This is a genomic window from uncultured Lactobacillus sp., from assembly GCF_948948975.1.
In the GTDB taxonomy this organism is placed as follows: domain Bacteria; phylum Bacillota; class Bacilli; order Lactobacillales; family Lactobacillaceae; genus Lactobacillus.
Genome location: NZ_CARBVX010000013.1, coordinates 25,797 through 42,984, shown reverse-complemented (window position 1 = coordinate 42,984; position 17,188 = coordinate 25,797). Strand labels below are relative to the sequence as shown.

10 protein-coding genes are annotated in these 17,188 nt (G+C 35.1%); 2 read left to right on the top strand and 8 right to left on the bottom strand.

What is annotated here, in order from left to right; genetic code table 11:
* Window positions 1-8: 8 nt before the first annotated feature.
* The 6 genes from Q9R40_RS06510 to Q9R40_RS06485 all read right to left on the bottom strand — a co-directional run bounded on the left by Q9R40_RS06510 (window position 9) and on the right by Q9R40_RS06485 (window position 14,015).
* On the bottom strand, window positions 9-10,586 hold the full coding sequence (locus Q9R40_RS06510) for an MBG domain-containing protein (RefSeq protein ID WP_304676950.1): 10,578 nt from the start codon (window positions 10,584-10,586) through the stop codon (window positions 9-11).
* Between the two features lie 234 nt (window positions 10,587-10,820).
* Complete coding sequence (locus Q9R40_RS06505) at window positions 10,821-11,756, bottom strand: AAA family ATPase (protein WP_014567106.1); 936 nt, start codon at window positions 11,754-11,756, stop codon at window positions 10,821-10,823.
* 108 nt (window positions 11,757-11,864) lie between these two features.
* Window positions 11,865-12,542 (bottom strand): 2,3-diphosphoglycerate-dependent phosphoglycerate mutase, encoded by a 678-nt coding sequence (locus Q9R40_RS06500; protein WP_304676949.1) that lies wholly within the window; start codon window positions 12,540-12,542, stop codon window positions 11,865-11,867.
* 21 nt (window positions 12,543-12,563) lie between these two features.
* The gene (locus Q9R40_RS06495; protein ID WP_300734759.1) at window positions 12,564-12,806 is read right to left on the bottom strand and encodes a hypothetical protein; all 243 of its coding nucleotides are present in this window, start codon (window positions 12,804-12,806) and stop codon (window positions 12,564-12,566) included.
* A 2-nt stretch (window positions 12,807-12,808) separates the two neighbouring features.
* On the bottom strand, window positions 12,809-13,066 hold the full coding sequence (locus Q9R40_RS06490; RefSeq protein ID WP_011161537.1) for a hypothetical protein: 258 nt from the start codon (window positions 13,064-13,066) through the stop codon (window positions 12,809-12,811).
* 64 nt (window positions 13,067-13,130) lie between these two features.
* The gene (locus tag Q9R40_RS06485; RefSeq protein WP_297941109.1) at window positions 13,131-14,015 is read right to left on the bottom strand and encodes a cation diffusion facilitator family transporter; all 885 of its coding nucleotides are present in this window, start codon (window positions 14,013-14,015) and stop codon (window positions 13,131-13,133) included.
* 92 nt (window positions 14,016-14,107) lie between these two features.
* On the opposite strand from Q9R40_RS06485, the gene Q9R40_RS06480 reads away from it, so the two are divergent.
* Complete coding sequence (locus Q9R40_RS06480; RefSeq protein ID WP_304676948.1) at window positions 14,108-14,434, top strand: helix-turn-helix transcriptional regulator; 327 nt, start codon at window positions 14,108-14,110, stop codon at window positions 14,432-14,434.
* Window positions 14,435-14,461: 27 nt separating this feature from the next.
* On the opposite strand, the gene Q9R40_RS06475 is transcribed toward Q9R40_RS06480, so the two are convergent.
* Window positions 14,462-15,151, bottom strand: coding sequence for a histidine phosphatase family protein (locus Q9R40_RS06475; RefSeq protein ID WP_061400951.1), 690 nt, complete (start codon window positions 15,149-15,151; stop codon window positions 14,462-14,464).
* A gap of 263 nt (window positions 15,152-15,414) precedes the next feature.
* Here Q9R40_RS06475 and Q9R40_RS06470 point away from each other — a divergent pair, with 263 nt between their 5' ends.
* A complete protein-coding gene (locus Q9R40_RS06470; protein ID WP_304676947.1) occupies window positions 15,415-15,999 on the top strand; it encodes a DJ-1 family glyoxalase III in 585 nt (194 codons plus the stop codon).
* A 245-nt stretch (window positions 16,000-16,244) separates the two neighbouring features.
* Here the strand turns inward: Q9R40_RS06470 and Q9R40_RS06465 are convergent, their stop codons facing one another.
* Window positions 16,245-17,111 carry an NmrA family NAD(P)-binding protein gene (locus tag Q9R40_RS06465; RefSeq protein ID WP_300722349.1) on the bottom strand — a complete coding sequence of 289 codons (867 nt, stop codon included), beginning with the start codon at window positions 17,109-17,111 and terminating at the stop codon, window positions 16,245-16,247.
* Between the last annotated feature and the right edge of the window lie 77 nt (window positions 17,112-17,188).

Below are 17,188 nucleotides of genomic sequence, written 5' to 3'. Positions count from 1 at the left end.
TTCAAATTTTATTTTTTCTTTTTTCGATTAGTACTTAAGCCAAATAACCCAATTCCTACTGCAAATGCTCCAGATATAATGGCGAGCATATCCTTGTGAGCACCTGTTTGAGGCAATGTTTGATTATTTTTCTTAATCTGGCTTCTTGGTACTTGTTTTCTTATAGTTCTTTGTACAGTATTCACAGTCTTTATTTTACTTGTCTTATTAGTTAAAACTTGTGATTTTACTGGTGATACTTTCTCAGATTTCTTATTATTCTCATTCTTAGTTGGAGTAATAGGATTTTCTGGTTCTTGTAGTTTGCTATAAGCAATCCTTACAATTTGATCCTCAGTAGCTGGAGTTACTGATTCTTCTGGTACTTCATTTGAAGTGTAGCCTGGAATCTCTGGTGCACTGTACTTATTCCAGTTACCTGAACTCTTATCCCATTCTCCGTAAGTTACCTCACCATTTACTGGATCAGTGTACTTAGGACGAGTGAAGGTTACAGTTTGTACAACTTTGTTCTCACTTCCATCTGGGTTTTCGACAATAATTGTTCTCGTTACCGTCTTAGTATCAGTTGTTGTTACAATATTAGGTTCGACTAAAAATTTAGTTACACCATTTTCAATAGTGATTTGGGTTGAGACATTAGAATCTACCAACTTGTAATCTTTTGGAACGTTTTGTTTTACATTAAAGTCAACTTTATCACCATAGTTAGATAAAGCCGTACCAATATTTTCGATAGTCTTAATGACATTGCCGTTACCATCAACATACTCAATCTTTTGATGAACAGCAGTAATAGTGTACTTAAATTCACCACTTACATTAACAGTGTAGTTTAAATTATCAGCTTGAAGTTTCTTCAACCCGTTTTCGTTTAAAGTAATCGTGTAGTTACCCACTTCCCTTGGAGCGTTGCCATCTGGAGTATTCCAGCTAAAGTCATCCAGTGTTAAACCATCTTTATTAAGATTGTTACCAGTTAAGTTATCTACCAATGTTGAAAGCTCAACTTTTGCTGGTTGCCCATCAGAAACTTTAGAACCATTACCTGATAAAGTTATATCCATAACAGCTGGAATAATAGTTAAAGTACCAACATTTTGCTCTGTGGTTGGCCAGTTGTAGTTTGGATTGAGCTTCTTAAGTTTCTCAACACCTTCTGGGGTTAAGTAAACTGTGTAGTCTCCAACATCGGTTGGATCTACAGTTTTTCCATCTTTATCCTTAACTACAAAGTCATTACTTGTTAAAGTACCAGCTGGAATTGTTGGAACTGGACCATCACCTTCTGGGGTTAACGTAATTGGGAAGTTTCCTGGATCTACTACTTGTGGATTTCCTGTGTATGTTCCTGTTTGACTACCGTTTCCTGAAATAATGATGGAAGCTGGAGTAATTGTGAACTTAGCACTGCCACTTACTGCAGTATTTGCAAGAGTTACGTTTCCAGCACCATATTTTGCAGTAAGAACTTCTTGCAAGTGACTTATTCCAGTACTATTCAAAGTCAAAATATAAGTACCAACATTAGTTGGATCAGATACATTCCAATCGTAATCTCCATCTTTTAGGGTATAAGTAATCTTATCATCATTAATTCCAACGATCGTAACATTAATGTCTCCACCTTGGTAAAGATCAGCGGTACTAATAGCTTCTCCATTGTAGACACGACTATTTTCACCGCTTACTATTGCACTTGCTTGAGCAGCTTTAATTACTAACTTACCAACTTCTTCTTCAGTTGTTGGCCAGTTGTAGTTTGGATTGAGCTTCTTAAGTTTCTCAACACCTTCTGGGGTTAAGTAAACTGTGTAGTCTCCAACATCGGTTGGATCTACAGTTTTTCCATCTTTATCCTTAACTACAAAGTCATTACTTGTTAAAGTACCAGCTGGAATTGTTGGAACTGGACCATCACCTTCTGGGGTTAACGTAATTGGGAAATTATTTGGATCTACTACTTGTGGATTTCCTGTGTATGTTCCTGTTTGACTACCGTTCCCTGAAATAGTGATATCAGCCTTATTAATCGTGAAATTAGCTTCTCCGTTAAGATCGCTATCTGTTATCTTAACGTTACCTTTACCCCATTTACCATCAATTGCACTTTGCAAGTTAGTAAGAGCTTCTGGGCTTAGCTTAAATGTATAGTCACCTGCATCAGTTGGAGCATCCCCATTTAGCGTATTCCAAGTGTAGTCACCATCTTGTAACTTATAAGTTACAGTTTCACTACTGTTTGGAATGGTAATAGTTACTTCAACTGTACCATCTTTACTATTAACCTCAGTTGTAGTTACTGGATTACCATCATATGTTTTAGATGAATTACCCGAAAGATTTGCTGTAGCATTAGCCTCAGTAATTATATATGAACCTTGACCACTAATCTTTGCATTAGCCCAATCAAGATTTTCTGTATTATTGCTATTTTGCAAGATCTTATTCTTACCTGATTCAGATAATTGGATAGTGTAGCTACCAACATTGCTTGGCGCAGTTGTATAAGTAACACCATCTTTTATCCAAACATAATCGCCTGCTTCCAGAGTAATAGTTGGATTACCTGGTGCAGTTACGGTGACACTTGGCTGAGTCTTGTAGTCACCAAGAGCTATTGATGTGCCATCAAATATCTTTTCAGCATTGGCCTTAAATTCAACGCTTGGAGTAGCTTTTTGAATTTCAAAATTACCAGTACCAGTATTATCAAAGTTGTAACTATAATGAGTTGAATCCACATTAGCAATATTTTCCTTACCTTGTGCGGACAATTGTACCTTGTAGGCTCCTGCATTAGTTGGATCTTGACTCGGACCAAATTCCAAATCGCCAGCAACTAACTTGTAAGTTTGACCATTTTCAAGAGTTACTTGATAGTCGTTAACATTAATATCACTATTTGTAAATGTATTACCGGTATAAATTACTTCTTGATTACCGATTAAGGTTACAGATACATCAGTTGCCTTAGTTACTATGTAAGTACCTTTTGCATTATTTACCCAGTCATAATTATTAGTCTGTGATTGAAGTTTCTTAAAGCCAGCTTCACTTAAAGTAACAGTGTAAGTTCCTAGCCCAGTTGGAACGGTAGTTGTTGTATTTCCATTGGCATTAGTAAACTCAAAGTCGCCAGCTTGTGCAGAAAGGCTCACCCCCTCTGGGACATTAACAGTTACATGATTATTTGTGGAAATACTTGGTTTGAAGTTATTTACATCAAAATCATTCTTCCCATATTCAACTGTTTGACTAGCTGGTTGAGCAAAGTTAACTGTAGCTTGAGCCTTAGTGATAGTGTACTTTGCATTTTCACTAATTATTACATTTGACCAATCAAGATTTGCAGCGTTTACTGCTTTGATCTTACCAATTCCGTCTGAAGTTAATGAAACAGTATAATTTCCTGCATCACTTGGAGCGGTAGTAAAGGTCTGACCATCATTAGTCCAAACATAATCAGTACCAGCAACTAAAGTTACATCATTTTTGCCAGGAGCTGTAATCATCACCTTTGGTACATACCCACTAATTGGTGTACCATCGTAGGTCTTTTCGCCTTGACCAGTAAATGATGCACTTGGTGTGGCTTTAGTAATATTGAAACTACCTACTCCAGTATCATTAAAGCTATATTCATAGTTTTCACCTTGAACGGCAGCAATATTCTTCTTACCTTGATCAGACAATTGAACAGTATAAGTACCGACATTTGTTGGATTTTGATTTGGAATAAATTCTAAGTCTCCATCAACTAGCTTGTATTCTAATCCGTTACTCAAAGTTACCTTGTAGTCACTAACCTTAATGTTGCTATTGGTGAATTCCTCAGCAGTATAAGTTTCATCTTGGTTACCTGATAAAGTTACATTGGCGTTAGCCTTTTCAATAGTATATTTTGCACTTCCAGTAACTTGGCTGTTAGCAATAGTTACATTGCCGTTACCGTACTTATCGTTCAAGAGATCTTGTAAGTGACCAATTCCAGTACTATTCAAAGTTAAAGTGTAAGTACCCACATTTGTTGGATCAGATACATTCCAAGTGTAATCACCAGTTTGCAAGGTGTAAGTAAATTCTTGATCGTCAAGTCCAGTAATTTTAACAGAGATAGTTCCACCATTATAGATATCATTAATTGAAATAGCTTTACCATTGTATGTTCGACTATTCTCACCACTTACAGTTGCACTTGCTTTAGCCGCATTAATCTTGTAAGTAAAGGCATTCGTACCTAAAGTTAAGGCATAATTTGGATTTGCTGCAGCAATCTTATTAATACCAGTTTCACTCAACTTGATAGTGTAATTACCTACATTCGTTGGGGCAGTACCGCTAGACCAAGTAAAGTCATTAACATCAAGCTCAGGAATAACTAAATCTTGACCACTAACTGTATTAGATGAAGAAATTGCATCCTTAAGTTGATCAATTGGTAATTCTACCGCAGAACCAGTATAAGTAGTTTCACCACTGCCTGACATTTGATAGTTCGCTTTAGCATTAACAATTTCTAACACTCCATTACCAGTATTATTCCAAACATAGTTTTCACTAGTTGAGATCGCCTTTTTAATCTTTTCAATACCTGAGTCCGTCAATGAAACTTGGTAAGTTCCTGGTGCAACTGGTGAAGGAGTAACTGTGTAGTCACCAACTGCTAAAGTACCAGCAGGAACAGTGAGCGTCACACCATTATCAGTGGTAATAGTTGGTACAAAATCAGCTGGATTTATAGAAATTTCATTTCCAGTCCAACTACTTGTTTGCTTGTTCTCATCAGGAGTTAATGAAATAGTGGCTGCAGCTTTAGTAATTTCATAAGTTGCACTGCCTGTAATTGCATCATCAGTCCAATTAATGTTGTCGCTATTGCCATAATGAGCTTTAATGTTGGTAATTCCCGTACTGTTTAACTTAATCATGTAATTTCCAACATTAGTTGGTGCACTACTTAATCTAGTTGAACCATCTGCGCTATACCAGTCATAGTCACCCGCTTGAAGTTGATATGCACTTTGAGTAGTGCCCGGAACATTCGCAGTAACCTTGATATTACCATCTTTAGTAACTTCAACATTAGTTACACTTTGACCATCATACTGCTTAGAATTATTTCCTTCTAGCTCAGCACTTGCTTCTGCTTTTTCAATAGTGTAGTTAACGTATGATTTACTTGGATCATAGTTAATTGTTAAGCCGCCAGCTACTTTATTTAATTTATCCAAACCATTTTGGTTCAAAATAATGCGGTAATTACCAGCGTTAGTTGGAGTGCTAGTTAAAACATTACCTTGGCTATCTGTGTATGAATAATCATCTGATGTCAAGTTAGCATCTTGAATAGCTTGAGCAATATTTTGAATAGGTACATTATTATTTGATGAAACAACAGTATGAGTAATTTCACTAATTATATCGGGAGAAACTGGTTGTTCACTACCATTGTAGGTATTAATAATAGTGTCATGGTTAATCGTTAAATCAAGATTGACCTTGTTGTAAACCACATTAACGGTTATCGAACTCATCTTTGGAGTCACATCGACACTATTTAATCCAGTAATAATTCCATTTGCATTAGTTGTTACTGTAGGGTAGTCAGTATTACCAACTTTTGCACTTTCAATATAGTAGCCTTCTGGAACAGTTGAGTTAGTCCAGCTACTCCAAGTCGGATTATCACTTGTCCATGCAGCATTACCATTTGTAATTGTCTCAGTACTATCACTTGGATCTACATAGCCAATTACTTTACCTGTTACTTCATCAACGATTGCCGTTCTAGTAAAGTTAACATTTTGTTCAACAGATGGAACATTTGTAGGAAGTCCTGACACAGTAATGGTGCGAGTAATGGTTTCAGAAAGTGGAACTTTATCTGCATTAGTACTTGTACTTGGCCACGTGTCATTAGGTCCAACAGTCTTATGTTTATGAACAAGTGGAATAGTAATTGGAGTGTTAGTTGCTTCAAAAGTATAACTTGTTGGTAAGCTTGCTCCATTAGCCAGTTCATAGCCTTCTGGAACAGTTAAATTAAGATTGTTATCGGTTTCTCCAACACGACCACTAATGGTAATAGTTTCTCCAACTTGTTTATTATTATCGTCAGTATCAATAAAAGTAATCGTATTGCTTACTTGGTTACCTTGATAAGTAATCGTTACTGTAACATCACTTTCATTAGGTGCAACAGTAGTTTGTGCTACACCTGTTAGTTTGCCATCTGTGCTCGTAACATTCGCATAATTGCCATTGGCATCGGTAATTGATTTGATTGAATAACCTACTGGAACGTTCGATGGAACAAATGCATCCCACTGATTATTGGTGCTCGTCCATGCGTCGTTACCATCTGTAATTGTAATAGTACTATCACTTGGATCTACATAACCTATTACTTTACCTGTTACTTCATCAACAACTGCTGTTCTAGTGAATGTTACTGTTTGGGTAGTACCTTCAACAGCTGTTGGTAAGCCTTCAACTGTGATAGTTCGAGTAATTGTTTTAGACAGTGAAACCTTATCTGCATCAGTACTTGTACTTGGCCATTGATCTGGTGTACTTACATTTATAGTCTTATGAGTTACATAAATTGTCAATGCAGTATTATCTGGACCAAAAATTGTTGGTACAGTACTACTCTTTGAACTAATAACATAGCCCTTAGCTTCTAAAGCATTCTTAACCGCATCGTATGCAGTGGTTGCATCAGGTGGAACATTACTTCCTTGATTACCAGTAATTGCTTGACCATTGTTTAATAAATCAGTGTTCGGCTGGATAGTTACTGGGTTTGATGGATCATTTTCATCAATTACTTGGTAAGTAAGTGTACGTTGGATTGGCACAGCTTGTAAGAGGACAGTAGCATTATTATAGAAATATTGTACTTGCCCACCAAAGACAGGAGTTCCTTCCGGCGCATCAGTTTGCCAAGTTTTACCACCAGATTGCAAAGTCGCTGACTTAATTTCATAGTTTGCAGGAATAGACGATGCTGCATTTTTATTAGCTAATTCGATAGCTTCTTGCTCAGTCAACATTGTATTGTTTTGAGCCAAATTATAACTAGTACTTAAATCAGGAAGATTAATCGTCTGCAACTGCCCATTTTCATCAGTATACTGAAGCTTAAAATTAATATTAGCCTCACCTGTAATAGTAATATTAGCTGGCTTAACTTTGTTAGCTACAGTACTTGAATTATAAACTGCCAAACTGCTGATAAACGGCTTAGTAGTATCGGAATAGAAACCAGTACTAATATATCCCGTCTTACCCGCATCATTTACCAAGTTAGGATCTATTCCTGTGAAAATCAAACGATCGGAACGGTCATTATTATTTAAGGACGAAGTTTTAATAATAATTGACTTAATCTTAGACCAATCAGTTACTTGATCTGCTGGAACATATCCGGTCTCATCGGGCTTAGTACCATCAGGATCGTTATTACTCTTAAGATTACCTAATTCCGTAGAATACAAGAAAGTGTACCCTGTCTTCTCACCATTATAAACTGGTCTACCATTTAACTGGAAAGTAAAACTAGTATCTGAAGCTTGTGGTAAGTTCACCATCGCAACAACATTAGTTAATTTAGTACCTGATCCATTAATTAAACGAACAGCATATTCCATTTCATTAGAGCCATAAAGATCAGAGACACCAGAATCAACCAATATATCATTTTGATTACCTTGAGCAACACTAGCAGTATTAGCACCACCGACTTGATTAATGGTAAAACCATTAGCTCCGACATAGTACAAGTTAGAAGTGTTTCCCTGTACCCAATCTGGATTAAAAGTAATACCACTAGGAGCAAAATTGCTTGTGTTATTAGGATTATAAGCAGTGTTCGTTAATTTTGTCGTTGGACTAACAATATAGATTATCCCTTGATATGTACCATTAGTTCCGTCAGGTAACGTATTAAGGTGAATTTGATTGTTAGCACCCTGGCCAGCAAGAAAGTTATAGCCAGTACCAGAGTAATCAATTTTTACAACTTGACGAGAGAGTCCCGAAATTTCTGTTGGAACAGTAAATACTGACAACTTTGGCGTACCAATAACACCATTATTAGTATTAGGGACAAAATCAGGTAGCTTGGTATAGTCGGTTGAAAAGTCATAAACTGAGAACCATTCTGGCAAAACATAGTAAAAAATCGGTTCATAAATATTGTTGGTTTGTCCTCCGCCAGCGTAGACAGAAAGATATCCTACATTTGATTGTCCTGTTGCTGTGTTGTTACTTTGATATCCAAATATGCCTGAACTAGAAGTTAAATTAGCTGATGAAACGACTGTTTGATCAACTTGAATTTTGCTGGTCAAATATCTAGTTACATTTCCTTGTTGAACTGTTCCAGTAAAAGTCATGTTAGCAACTAATTGTGTGCCTGGTTTAACTGTATCTGGGACCGCGCCATATGCTTCAAACGCGTTCACGGACGCAGTAGTTTGATTTGCAAAATTATTAGTTGGCAAATCAACAGCTGTACTTTGATCTCTTTCAAAGTTATCAGGGCTAACCACAATATTAGTAATTACTCCAGTTCCAGTAATAGTGTTACCAGCATTTACCCGTCCTTCACTCGTTGCACCATCTGCGTAAGTAATTGTGTACTTATAGTTACTTGTACCAGGAATAGTTGGTGTTTTTAGTTCAGTTACGCCCAGGCTCTCATCAAAATTAAAAGTAAAGTTACTGCTGTAATTACTGTAGGAAGCAATTGATTCATTAGTAGCACCAAAGTAGGCAACTATTTGTTTATGACCGTTATTTAAAAGCTGATTACCACCATAAGCAGCTTTAGCATAAAGTGGCACTTGGGCTAGTGGAATTTGATCATTTGCACCATAAAAATCTTGACTTACTGTTGGACCAGTCCAGGTCTTCGTTTGACTCCCGTCATTATTAAGCTTTTGCACAATCGTAATTGGCGCATCAGCCGTATAAGTAGTAGCGTTTTCTGGCATAGCAATATCATATGAACCAACAAGTTGGTATGCCGGTCCGCTATTCCAGTTTTGTGTACCAGAACCTTTTGGTACGGTAATAATAACGTTATTACCTTCTTGGGTAATGGTAGTTTTATCCCCAAAATTATTGAGTTGCATTGTAGCAGATTCATCTAGCACATACCCTTTAGGCATTGGAATTGTAATTACGGTGCCATAATTAACGGCACTATTAATTTTTGAGGAAGGATAAGGAAGACTATTTTGATAATCTTGTCCAGGAGCAACCCCGTTCGTTTCATTAATTGCGAGTTGATAGATAGATTCATAGTTAGGAATCATCTTTTTTAATGCATTTTGATCAGTAGAATTTGGGTTAGGCTTACTTAAAGAAAACTTTGGATTCCATACAGGGTTAACATCGATATGAAATTCAGCTGATGTTTGTTCTACTCCATTAATTGTCCAAGTAATATCCTTAACCGTAGGCTGAGTAATTTGCATTGGCGTGGGTTTAGCACCATATCCATTGTCAGCGGGAATCGTAACGATCGGATTAATAACCCCAGAAGTGGTGAAGTTATAGATAACTACCTTATCATTACCCATATCCTTTAGAGAAGCACTCCCATAGTTAGCATCGATAGTTGGCGAATTGACACCGACAATACCATAGCTTGGGATTGAAATAGTTACAGTATCACCACTAAGAACATTTCCTGAAAGTAAAACCTTAGTTGGTTGATTACCATCTGTAGTATTTCCCCACGTATTTCTTGAAATATATAAAGTATAACGTCCGTCAGTACTTGGAATTGTCACTGCTGCGTTGGCTTTAATTTTATCAGCCTCAGCGATATTTTCTGTTAATGCTGCCAAAACTTGAAAATTAGCTGCATCCGAACTTCTAAGTAAAGATGTAACTGATTTAGCATCTAATGCTTTTCCATTATTTTCCTTAGCTTGCTGTTCAAGATTTTCTTGAATATTTTTCAAGTCTAAATTACTAGTATAGCTGGAAACTTTTGTATTCTTAGTGTCAGTAGTGGTTTCAGCTACATTTTTGTTTACATCATTAACAGCCTGACCTGACGTCTTTTGCGTAACTTTTTTAGAATCAGTTTGTGTATTAGCTTCTTTATTTGTAACTTCTGCCCTATCAGAATTTACCGTATTCTTAGTGTTATCAGTGATTCCCGAAGATTCTGTATTATTAGAACTTTTATCTTCAACTGTAGACCGATTATTAGTAACTACATCTGCAACCTTTTCCCCACTTTGCTTGTCTTGAGCTACTGCAGATTGAGAGTCTTGTTGCTCATTACCAGCAGAAGTTTCTTTCTCATTAACTTTAGTAGCTGTTTCATTTACTTCACTAGAACTTAGGTAAGTATTTTTATTTTGATGATTATCTACTAAGTCTGTCGAACTGGCAGTGTTAGAAGTTTCTGTAGTAGCAGCCTGAGCTTTTGAATTTTGCTCTTGAGTTCCTATTCCTAAGATTAATGTGGATAACAATACGGAACAAGCCCCTATAGTTAATTTTCTAATGCCGAACCGTTGTTTACTATCGTTATCTTTCCTATTAAAAAACATACCCATCCCTATCCTTTTTTCTGAATCTCTCTCATCGTTTCAATTATACCTAATTTTCAATATAATAACACACATGATGTCTCATTATTGTTATTTTTCAATAGTTTACCTATATGGTTTTTTGATATTCTTCCTTAAATTTATACTTTATCTAATGTATTAGGACCTAATCTCAGTTATTGAAAAAACAATAAACTTTTCCAAACAAAAATGAGAAGGCAAAAACCTTCTCATTTTTTACTACCAAATATGTAACAAACGGGTGGGATCAATTTTGCTTAAATTAAATTGATGAACATGTTGATGCTCATTTTCTGGAAATTCTTTTACAAAATCAGCAATATTATATAGACCAGTTGAATAAGACCAAACTCCCTTTACTTTTCGAATAGGATCTAACATTTCATTTCTAATTGGATATGCAGAAATCAAAAAGTGCTTATGATGAAATTTAAATACAAAATATGGAAGCCTAAATTGCTCAATTACTTCTTCCCTAGTTTTACCTAAAGTTATGACATTTCTATATGTTCCATATTTTTTAGTAAATTCATCATTAAAAGAAAAATAAAAATTAGAAATATGCACATGTGGAAAGTCTTCAGGTCTTACCTTATCTGGCACACAAATCACATGTGAATAACGATCTAAATTCTTTTCCTTTTGACTTAAAGCTCGTTCCATCCCATTCGGTAAAATTGAATAGGCCCAAGATGGAACTTCTGGATGAGCCTTATATTGCTCATACATCATCTTAATTACGTCTGGTTTTACCCAATCATAATGCATTCTAACCTGATTACGTTGCAATAAGTTTTCTAGACTATTATTTTGCATTAAATCGACTACAAATAATTCATAGCGATACTTTTCAACCCATGGACGAAAATGTTCAATTTTATCTGGCGTAATGTGAGTTCCATCGACAATGATAGTTTCTCCATAGGCCATCTTATGCTGCACCAAATTATCAACCATTTGCTCTGTCCGTACAGTAACATGGCGTGGAATAACTTGATGTAAGTGATCTGTACTTTCCTCATAATACACCGTCAAATCAGCTAATAGCAGCCTAATTTCATCACGAGAAATAGCGTAAGGCTGCAAGTGGTGACGAGCAATAAAGGAAGATTTACCAGATCCAGGTGCTCCTCTTAGTAAAAATATTTTACGCATTATTTTCTCCTACTCTACAAGAATTTGTTCAAATATACTCGTAAAAAATTTTACCATAAAAATACCTATACAAACTATTAAAAAAGAGTAGACCAGTCGGCTACTCAATCAATGTAGAACTTCTTTCTTTACAATATGCAAATCAGTATCAAAAGTATAAACAATTGGCTCCGCATTAGGAACTTCTACTTTTACAATATCCTCATTACTGATATCTTCAATTTTTTTAATCAAGGCACGTAGACTTGAGCCATGCGCTACAACTAATTGATCATGTCCTGCCATTAATTCAGGTGCAATATGATCCCAAAAATACGGCATTAGTCTTTCTTGAGTTTGATGTAAACTTTCTCCCTGAGGCATTAAACGCATATCATACTTTCGATATCTACGATCTTGGACAGGCTGCGTTAATAAAGGAGGCACACTGTCAAAACCACGTCTCCATTCTAAGACTTGATTAGTACCAAAAATTTTCTTTGAAACATCCTTATTAATACCGCGAAGTGCTCCATAGTGACGCTCGTTTAAACGCCAAGTCTTAGTGATCGGTAAATATAAAAAGCTACAAACATCTGCAATAATATTAGCCGTCATAATTGCACGCGATAAGACAGAAGTATGGATATGCGTTGGTGCAAATTCAGCTATTTTTTCTACCTTAAGGCCTGCATTTTTTGCCTGCGCAATCCCTTTTTTACTTAAAGGTACATCATTCCAGCCCGTATAAACATTGTCACGATTAGCTATACTTTCACCATGCCTAACTAAAACTAATTTGGCCAACTTTCTTCTCACCCGTCTCATTTAAATCATAAAAAACAAAATAATTCCAGTAATGGTAAAAACGACACCTAAGATTGTAAAAGAAATAATGCCTGCTTTTCCACTTGATGGAAGGGTTGTTAAGGCTCCAATAGTTCCTTTTGCTAGATTGTCTTTGACATCTTTTTTGGTCATTCCTTTTTTCTTATAACGATTATATGCCGTATATAAATCCCATAAGCCAATAAATAAAACTATTGCTGCGACCCAAATATTTACCTTCATTATTATTTATTGTCCTTATGTACACTTGTACCATTTACTTTTTGGTCTAAGTTTCGAACTGCTTTCTTAAAAGCATTAACAGAATTTTGATAAACTTTTCCACCATTTTGTTTCAAAAAATCTCCGGCTTGTTGTCCTTTTTCAGTTAAGTGGTCTTTAATATCAGGCCAATCATTTTCAGCAAAATCCTTAAACTGGTCTGTAGCTTTCTTTTGATAATTTTTTAGATTTTCTTTTAGATCATTAGTATCGAATCTCATTTTTTTCTCCTTAAAATAAAAGGCTTTGCCCCTATTTTACCAAATAGCAGCAAAACCAGATTAACTAATCTTCTTTATCATCAAAAATCATTTTATCGCTAAGTCCACGTGTACATTCAGCTTGAAGTGTCACATGGTTAATTCCAAGCGGCTTTAATTTTCTAGCAATTTCTGTGTATATCTTTTCTAACTGCACAGCGTCTAAATTTTTATCCACATTAATATGTGCATCTAACATCGTCACATTGTCTGAATATTGCCAAACATGCACATGGTGAATGTTATTCACATGTGGACAAGACAAAACTAATTCATTTATCTTATTTAAATCGATACTAGGATTAGTTTCCATTAAAATATTAGCCGCTTTGATAGTAACTTCATAAGCTTCTTTAAGTAAAAAGACAGAAGCTGCTATCGTTAAGACTGGATCGACCCAGTAAATTTTCCAAATTGAAATTACAATTGCCCCAATAACAACAGCTACACTAGTTATTGCATCTGAAAGCATATTTAAAAATGTAGCTTTCGCATTAAGACTAGTCTTAGCTTCCTTCATAACTACTAACATGGAAATCAGGTTAGCAGCTAGCCCAATTAAAGAAACAATTAGCATAATTTTTCCTTTAATTGGTTCTGGATGACTAAATCGCTGGATTCCTTCAATAAACAAATAAATACTAATTACTATTAAAATAATCCCATTAGTAAAAGCTGCTAGGATTTCTGCACGATCATAACCAAAGGTTTTACTATCATTTCGTTTCCTTTTAGCAATCAAATTAGCAACAAAGGCTAAAATAATTGATCCGACATCGCTTAAATTATGTACAGCATCTGAAAGTAAAGCAAGTGATCCTGACACTGCTCCTCCAATAAACTCTGCAATTGTGATAATAATATTCAATAATGTTACCCAAAAGTAACGTAATGATGATTTATCTTTCATATTTTTTCTCCATAAATATATCGAATTTGGTATACTTATTGCAGAAAGTATAATATTCCATTTTTGATATATTGTCAATGAGGTTTCAAATAATGACACAATTAGATACCAATCTAGTTAACGAAGCAGCTAAAATATATAAAGTTTTAAGCAATAGCAGACGAATTTCCATCTTATTTTTTTTACGCAATGCTTCAACAGAAGTCGACGTCTCGACAATTGCGACTACTCTAGAACTAGCACAACCTGTTGTATCAAAACAATTAGGTATTTTAGAAAAGTATAATCTAGTTAAACATCATAAGCATGGAACTCATGTCTTTTATTTTTTAAATGATCCTGATGTTTTATCAATGATTGATGCCATGATTGAGCACGTAGAACATACTGCAAACGAACATCCCACAAACTTATACTAAAAAAGATGCAGCTTTGATAGCTACATCTTATAAATTTGGAATGTCAGTGTTTTTTACACCGTAATTAATTATTTTAAATTTTCCATTATCATCAATTATTCCACGCGTTACACTGCCATTATCTGGAAACGGAATATCGTGATCATGCGTAGTTTGATCCCAGTATTTAATTCCCAAAGTCTTAATAAAATCTCCGTGAGATACAATTAAAACTCGTCCTAGACCTTTTGTTTCTTCAGCTAGTTGACTAATTGCTTGATCCATTCGATTATCAAGAGCTTCTGCATCTTCTGCTAAATGGCGTGGATCAGCCTTTTTAGTTGCTTCACGAAAGTCATGAATCCCTAATGTTTGAATGATTTTTACCACATCATTTGTGGGCTTCATCCCTCCAGCGACAGCAACTTTTTCCCAAGTTTCGTCAATATCGTCACCTTCAAAAGTACCGAAGAACACTTCACGAAATGCCGGTAGCTTTTTTATTTTACCAATCTCAGAAACTTCATTTGTATCTGCAATTAAGTGAACTGTATCAATGGCTCGCTTTAAGTCAGAACTATACATGTTATCAAAATGAACCTGAGATAAATTAGATGCTGTTACTTTTAGGTCATTAATTCCTTTTACAGTTAGTGGAGAATCCGCCCAACCTTGAACTTTATTCAACTGATTAAACATTGTTTCCCCATGTCTTACTAAATAAACTTCAGTAGCCATTTTTACCCTCTTTTCTTAAATTGTTTCACAAATTTTATTTCAATTATCTCAATGTTACCAGAATATTGCGGTAATTCAAGTATTTTCCAAAGCAGTACTACATTTAGTGTTTCACAAAGTTCTTAGTACAACATATCTTAGTTTTATCTATAGTTATATACGCAATTTTAAGTTTATTTTTTTAATCTTTAAATTAAAAAATACTATTTTAATGGGTTAAAATAAAAGTTGTATAGTACTTTAATAAAAAGGAGGACTTTTTTATGACAAAAGTTGCTGTTGTCTTCGCAGATGGGTGTGAAGAAGTTGAAGGACTTAGTGTCGTTGATGTACTACGTCGTTTAAATATTGATTGTGACATGGTCGGTCTTGATAAAAAAGAAATTAATGGAGACCATCATATCTTACTAACCTGTGATAAAGTTGTGGATGATTCACTTTTAGAGTATGACTTAGTAGCTTTTCCAGGTGGAAGAACTGGAGCTTTAAACCTTAGAAATAATGAAAAACTAGCTAAGCTTATGATTCAAAGAAATAAAGAAGGCAAATGGAATGCCGCAATGTGTGCTGCTCCGATTGCTTTAGGTCACTATGGCTTGCTAGAAGGAGCCGACTACACCTGTTATCCAGGCTTTGAAAAGGAAATTGAAAAAGAATGTCCAAACGGCCACTTTAGCACTGAGATTACTGTTGTAGATAAAGAACACAAAATTATAACGAGTCGTGGACCCGCTACAGCCTGGGCATACGCTTATACTATAGCCCGTACTTTGGGATATGATACCAAAGAACTAGAAAAAGCAATGCTCTATGATTATTTAGCTAAAAATATCGATCAAAGCCTTTAATTAAAAATCTAATATCGAAAAAAGAGATCAGGTGCCATATCTGATCTCTTTTCTTCGTATATAACAGCTAAAATATAAGCTAAAAACTTTTAATTTATCCCTTAAATTAAAAGCGTGTGTAGTTAATAATAGCAAGCTTACGGTCTTGTCTCAGCATTGCACTACACTTAATTACAATTAATTTTTCTCTAAGCACTTACTATATTTAGTATAACACGTTTTATTTTTAATTAAACTAATTTATCTTATAAACGTGCAATTTGATAGCCATTTCTTAAAAAATGTTCCATTTCTTCTGGTTCTCTACCCGTTAAGCGATGAAAGTCATCAGATGTTGCACTAAGAAGTCCCTTAGCTCCGCCTGCATACATCGATGCAAGTTCTTTTCCATCGCCTTCAGCAGCATAAATCTTTGCAAATTCACCCGTTGTTACAGGTGTATAGCCAATTTTATGGTCAGTGATCCGAGACATAATATATGATAATTCAACCATATTATAATTTTTATCCATACTTAATAGATAAGTTTGACCTTGATCTCGCATTACTGGCTGCATAGCTAAACAAGCAATTGCATGAGCACTATCATTTCTTGTAATAAAGGATAGTGGTTCTGCTCCGACTGGATAAATAATATTTTTACGTTCAATTAGTTCTTCTAGATATGGCACCAGTGGATCCGCATACAAACTATTTTTTATAATACTGTATTCAATTCCTGAGCTAGCAAGTCTTCTCGGAACATATGCATAAAATGGTGACATAACGAATGGATTATTTTCTTGATCTGCGAAAAAACTTACAAAAATTAATTTAGTTTTTGCCTTTTTTACCACTTGAAGTATATTCTCAAATTCTGTAATTCTTTTTTGTAAATTATAAGTAATGCTTGGAATGTAAACAACAAGATCAATTCCGCCAACAGCTTTTTCTAACGTATCCAAATCAAAATAGTCTAGTTTTACTTTTTCCACAGCTAAGTCACTAAACTTATCAGCCTTTTTTAAATTATGAATTCCAACTCGGATGTTATTTTCCGAAGTCATTGTTCTAAGCCAACGAGTAACTTTTTCTCCTAAATTGCCCGTTGCTCCTGTAATTAAGTATTTCATATAAATAATATATAACCTTTCTTAAGATTAACTTTCTATATTATTATAGTTCAAAACCTTTAGAAATCCTTAATGTT

Excerpts from the sequence above, each read along its gene's own strand:
- Q9R40_RS06510 (WP_304676950.1), bottom strand. The coding sequence starts at position 10,586 with ATGGGTATGTTTTTTAATAGGAAAGATAACGATAGTAAACAACGGTTC.
- Q9R40_RS06505 (WP_014567106.1), bottom strand. The coding sequence starts at position 11,756 with ATGCGTAAAATATTTTTACTAAGAGGAGCACCTGGATCTGGTAAATCT.
- Q9R40_RS06495 (WP_300734759.1), bottom strand. The coding sequence starts at position 12,806 with ATGAAGGTAAATATTTGGGTCGCAGCAATAGTTTTATTTATTGGCTTA.
- Q9R40_RS06490 (WP_011161537.1), bottom strand. The coding sequence starts at position 13,066 with ATGAGATTCGATACTAATGATCTAAAAGAAAATCTAAAAAATTATCAA.
- Q9R40_RS06485 (WP_297941109.1), bottom strand. The coding sequence starts at position 14,015 with ATGAAAGATAAATCATCATTACGTTACTTTTGGGTAACATTATTGAAT.
- Q9R40_RS06480 (WP_304676948.1), top strand. The coding sequence starts at position 14,108 with ATGACACAATTAGATACCAATCTAGTTAACGAAGCAGCTAAAATATAT.
- Q9R40_RS06475 (WP_061400951.1), bottom strand. The coding sequence starts at position 15,151 with ATGGCTACTGAAGTTTATTTAGTAAGACATGGGGAAACAATGTTTAAT.
- Q9R40_RS06470 (WP_304676947.1), top strand. The coding sequence starts at position 15,415 with ATGACAAAAGTTGCTGTTGTCTTCGCAGATGGGTGTGAAGAAGTTGAA.
- Q9R40_RS06465 (WP_300722349.1), bottom strand. The coding sequence starts at position 17,111 with ATGAAATACTTAATTACAGGAGCAACGGGCAATTTAGGAGAAAAAGTT.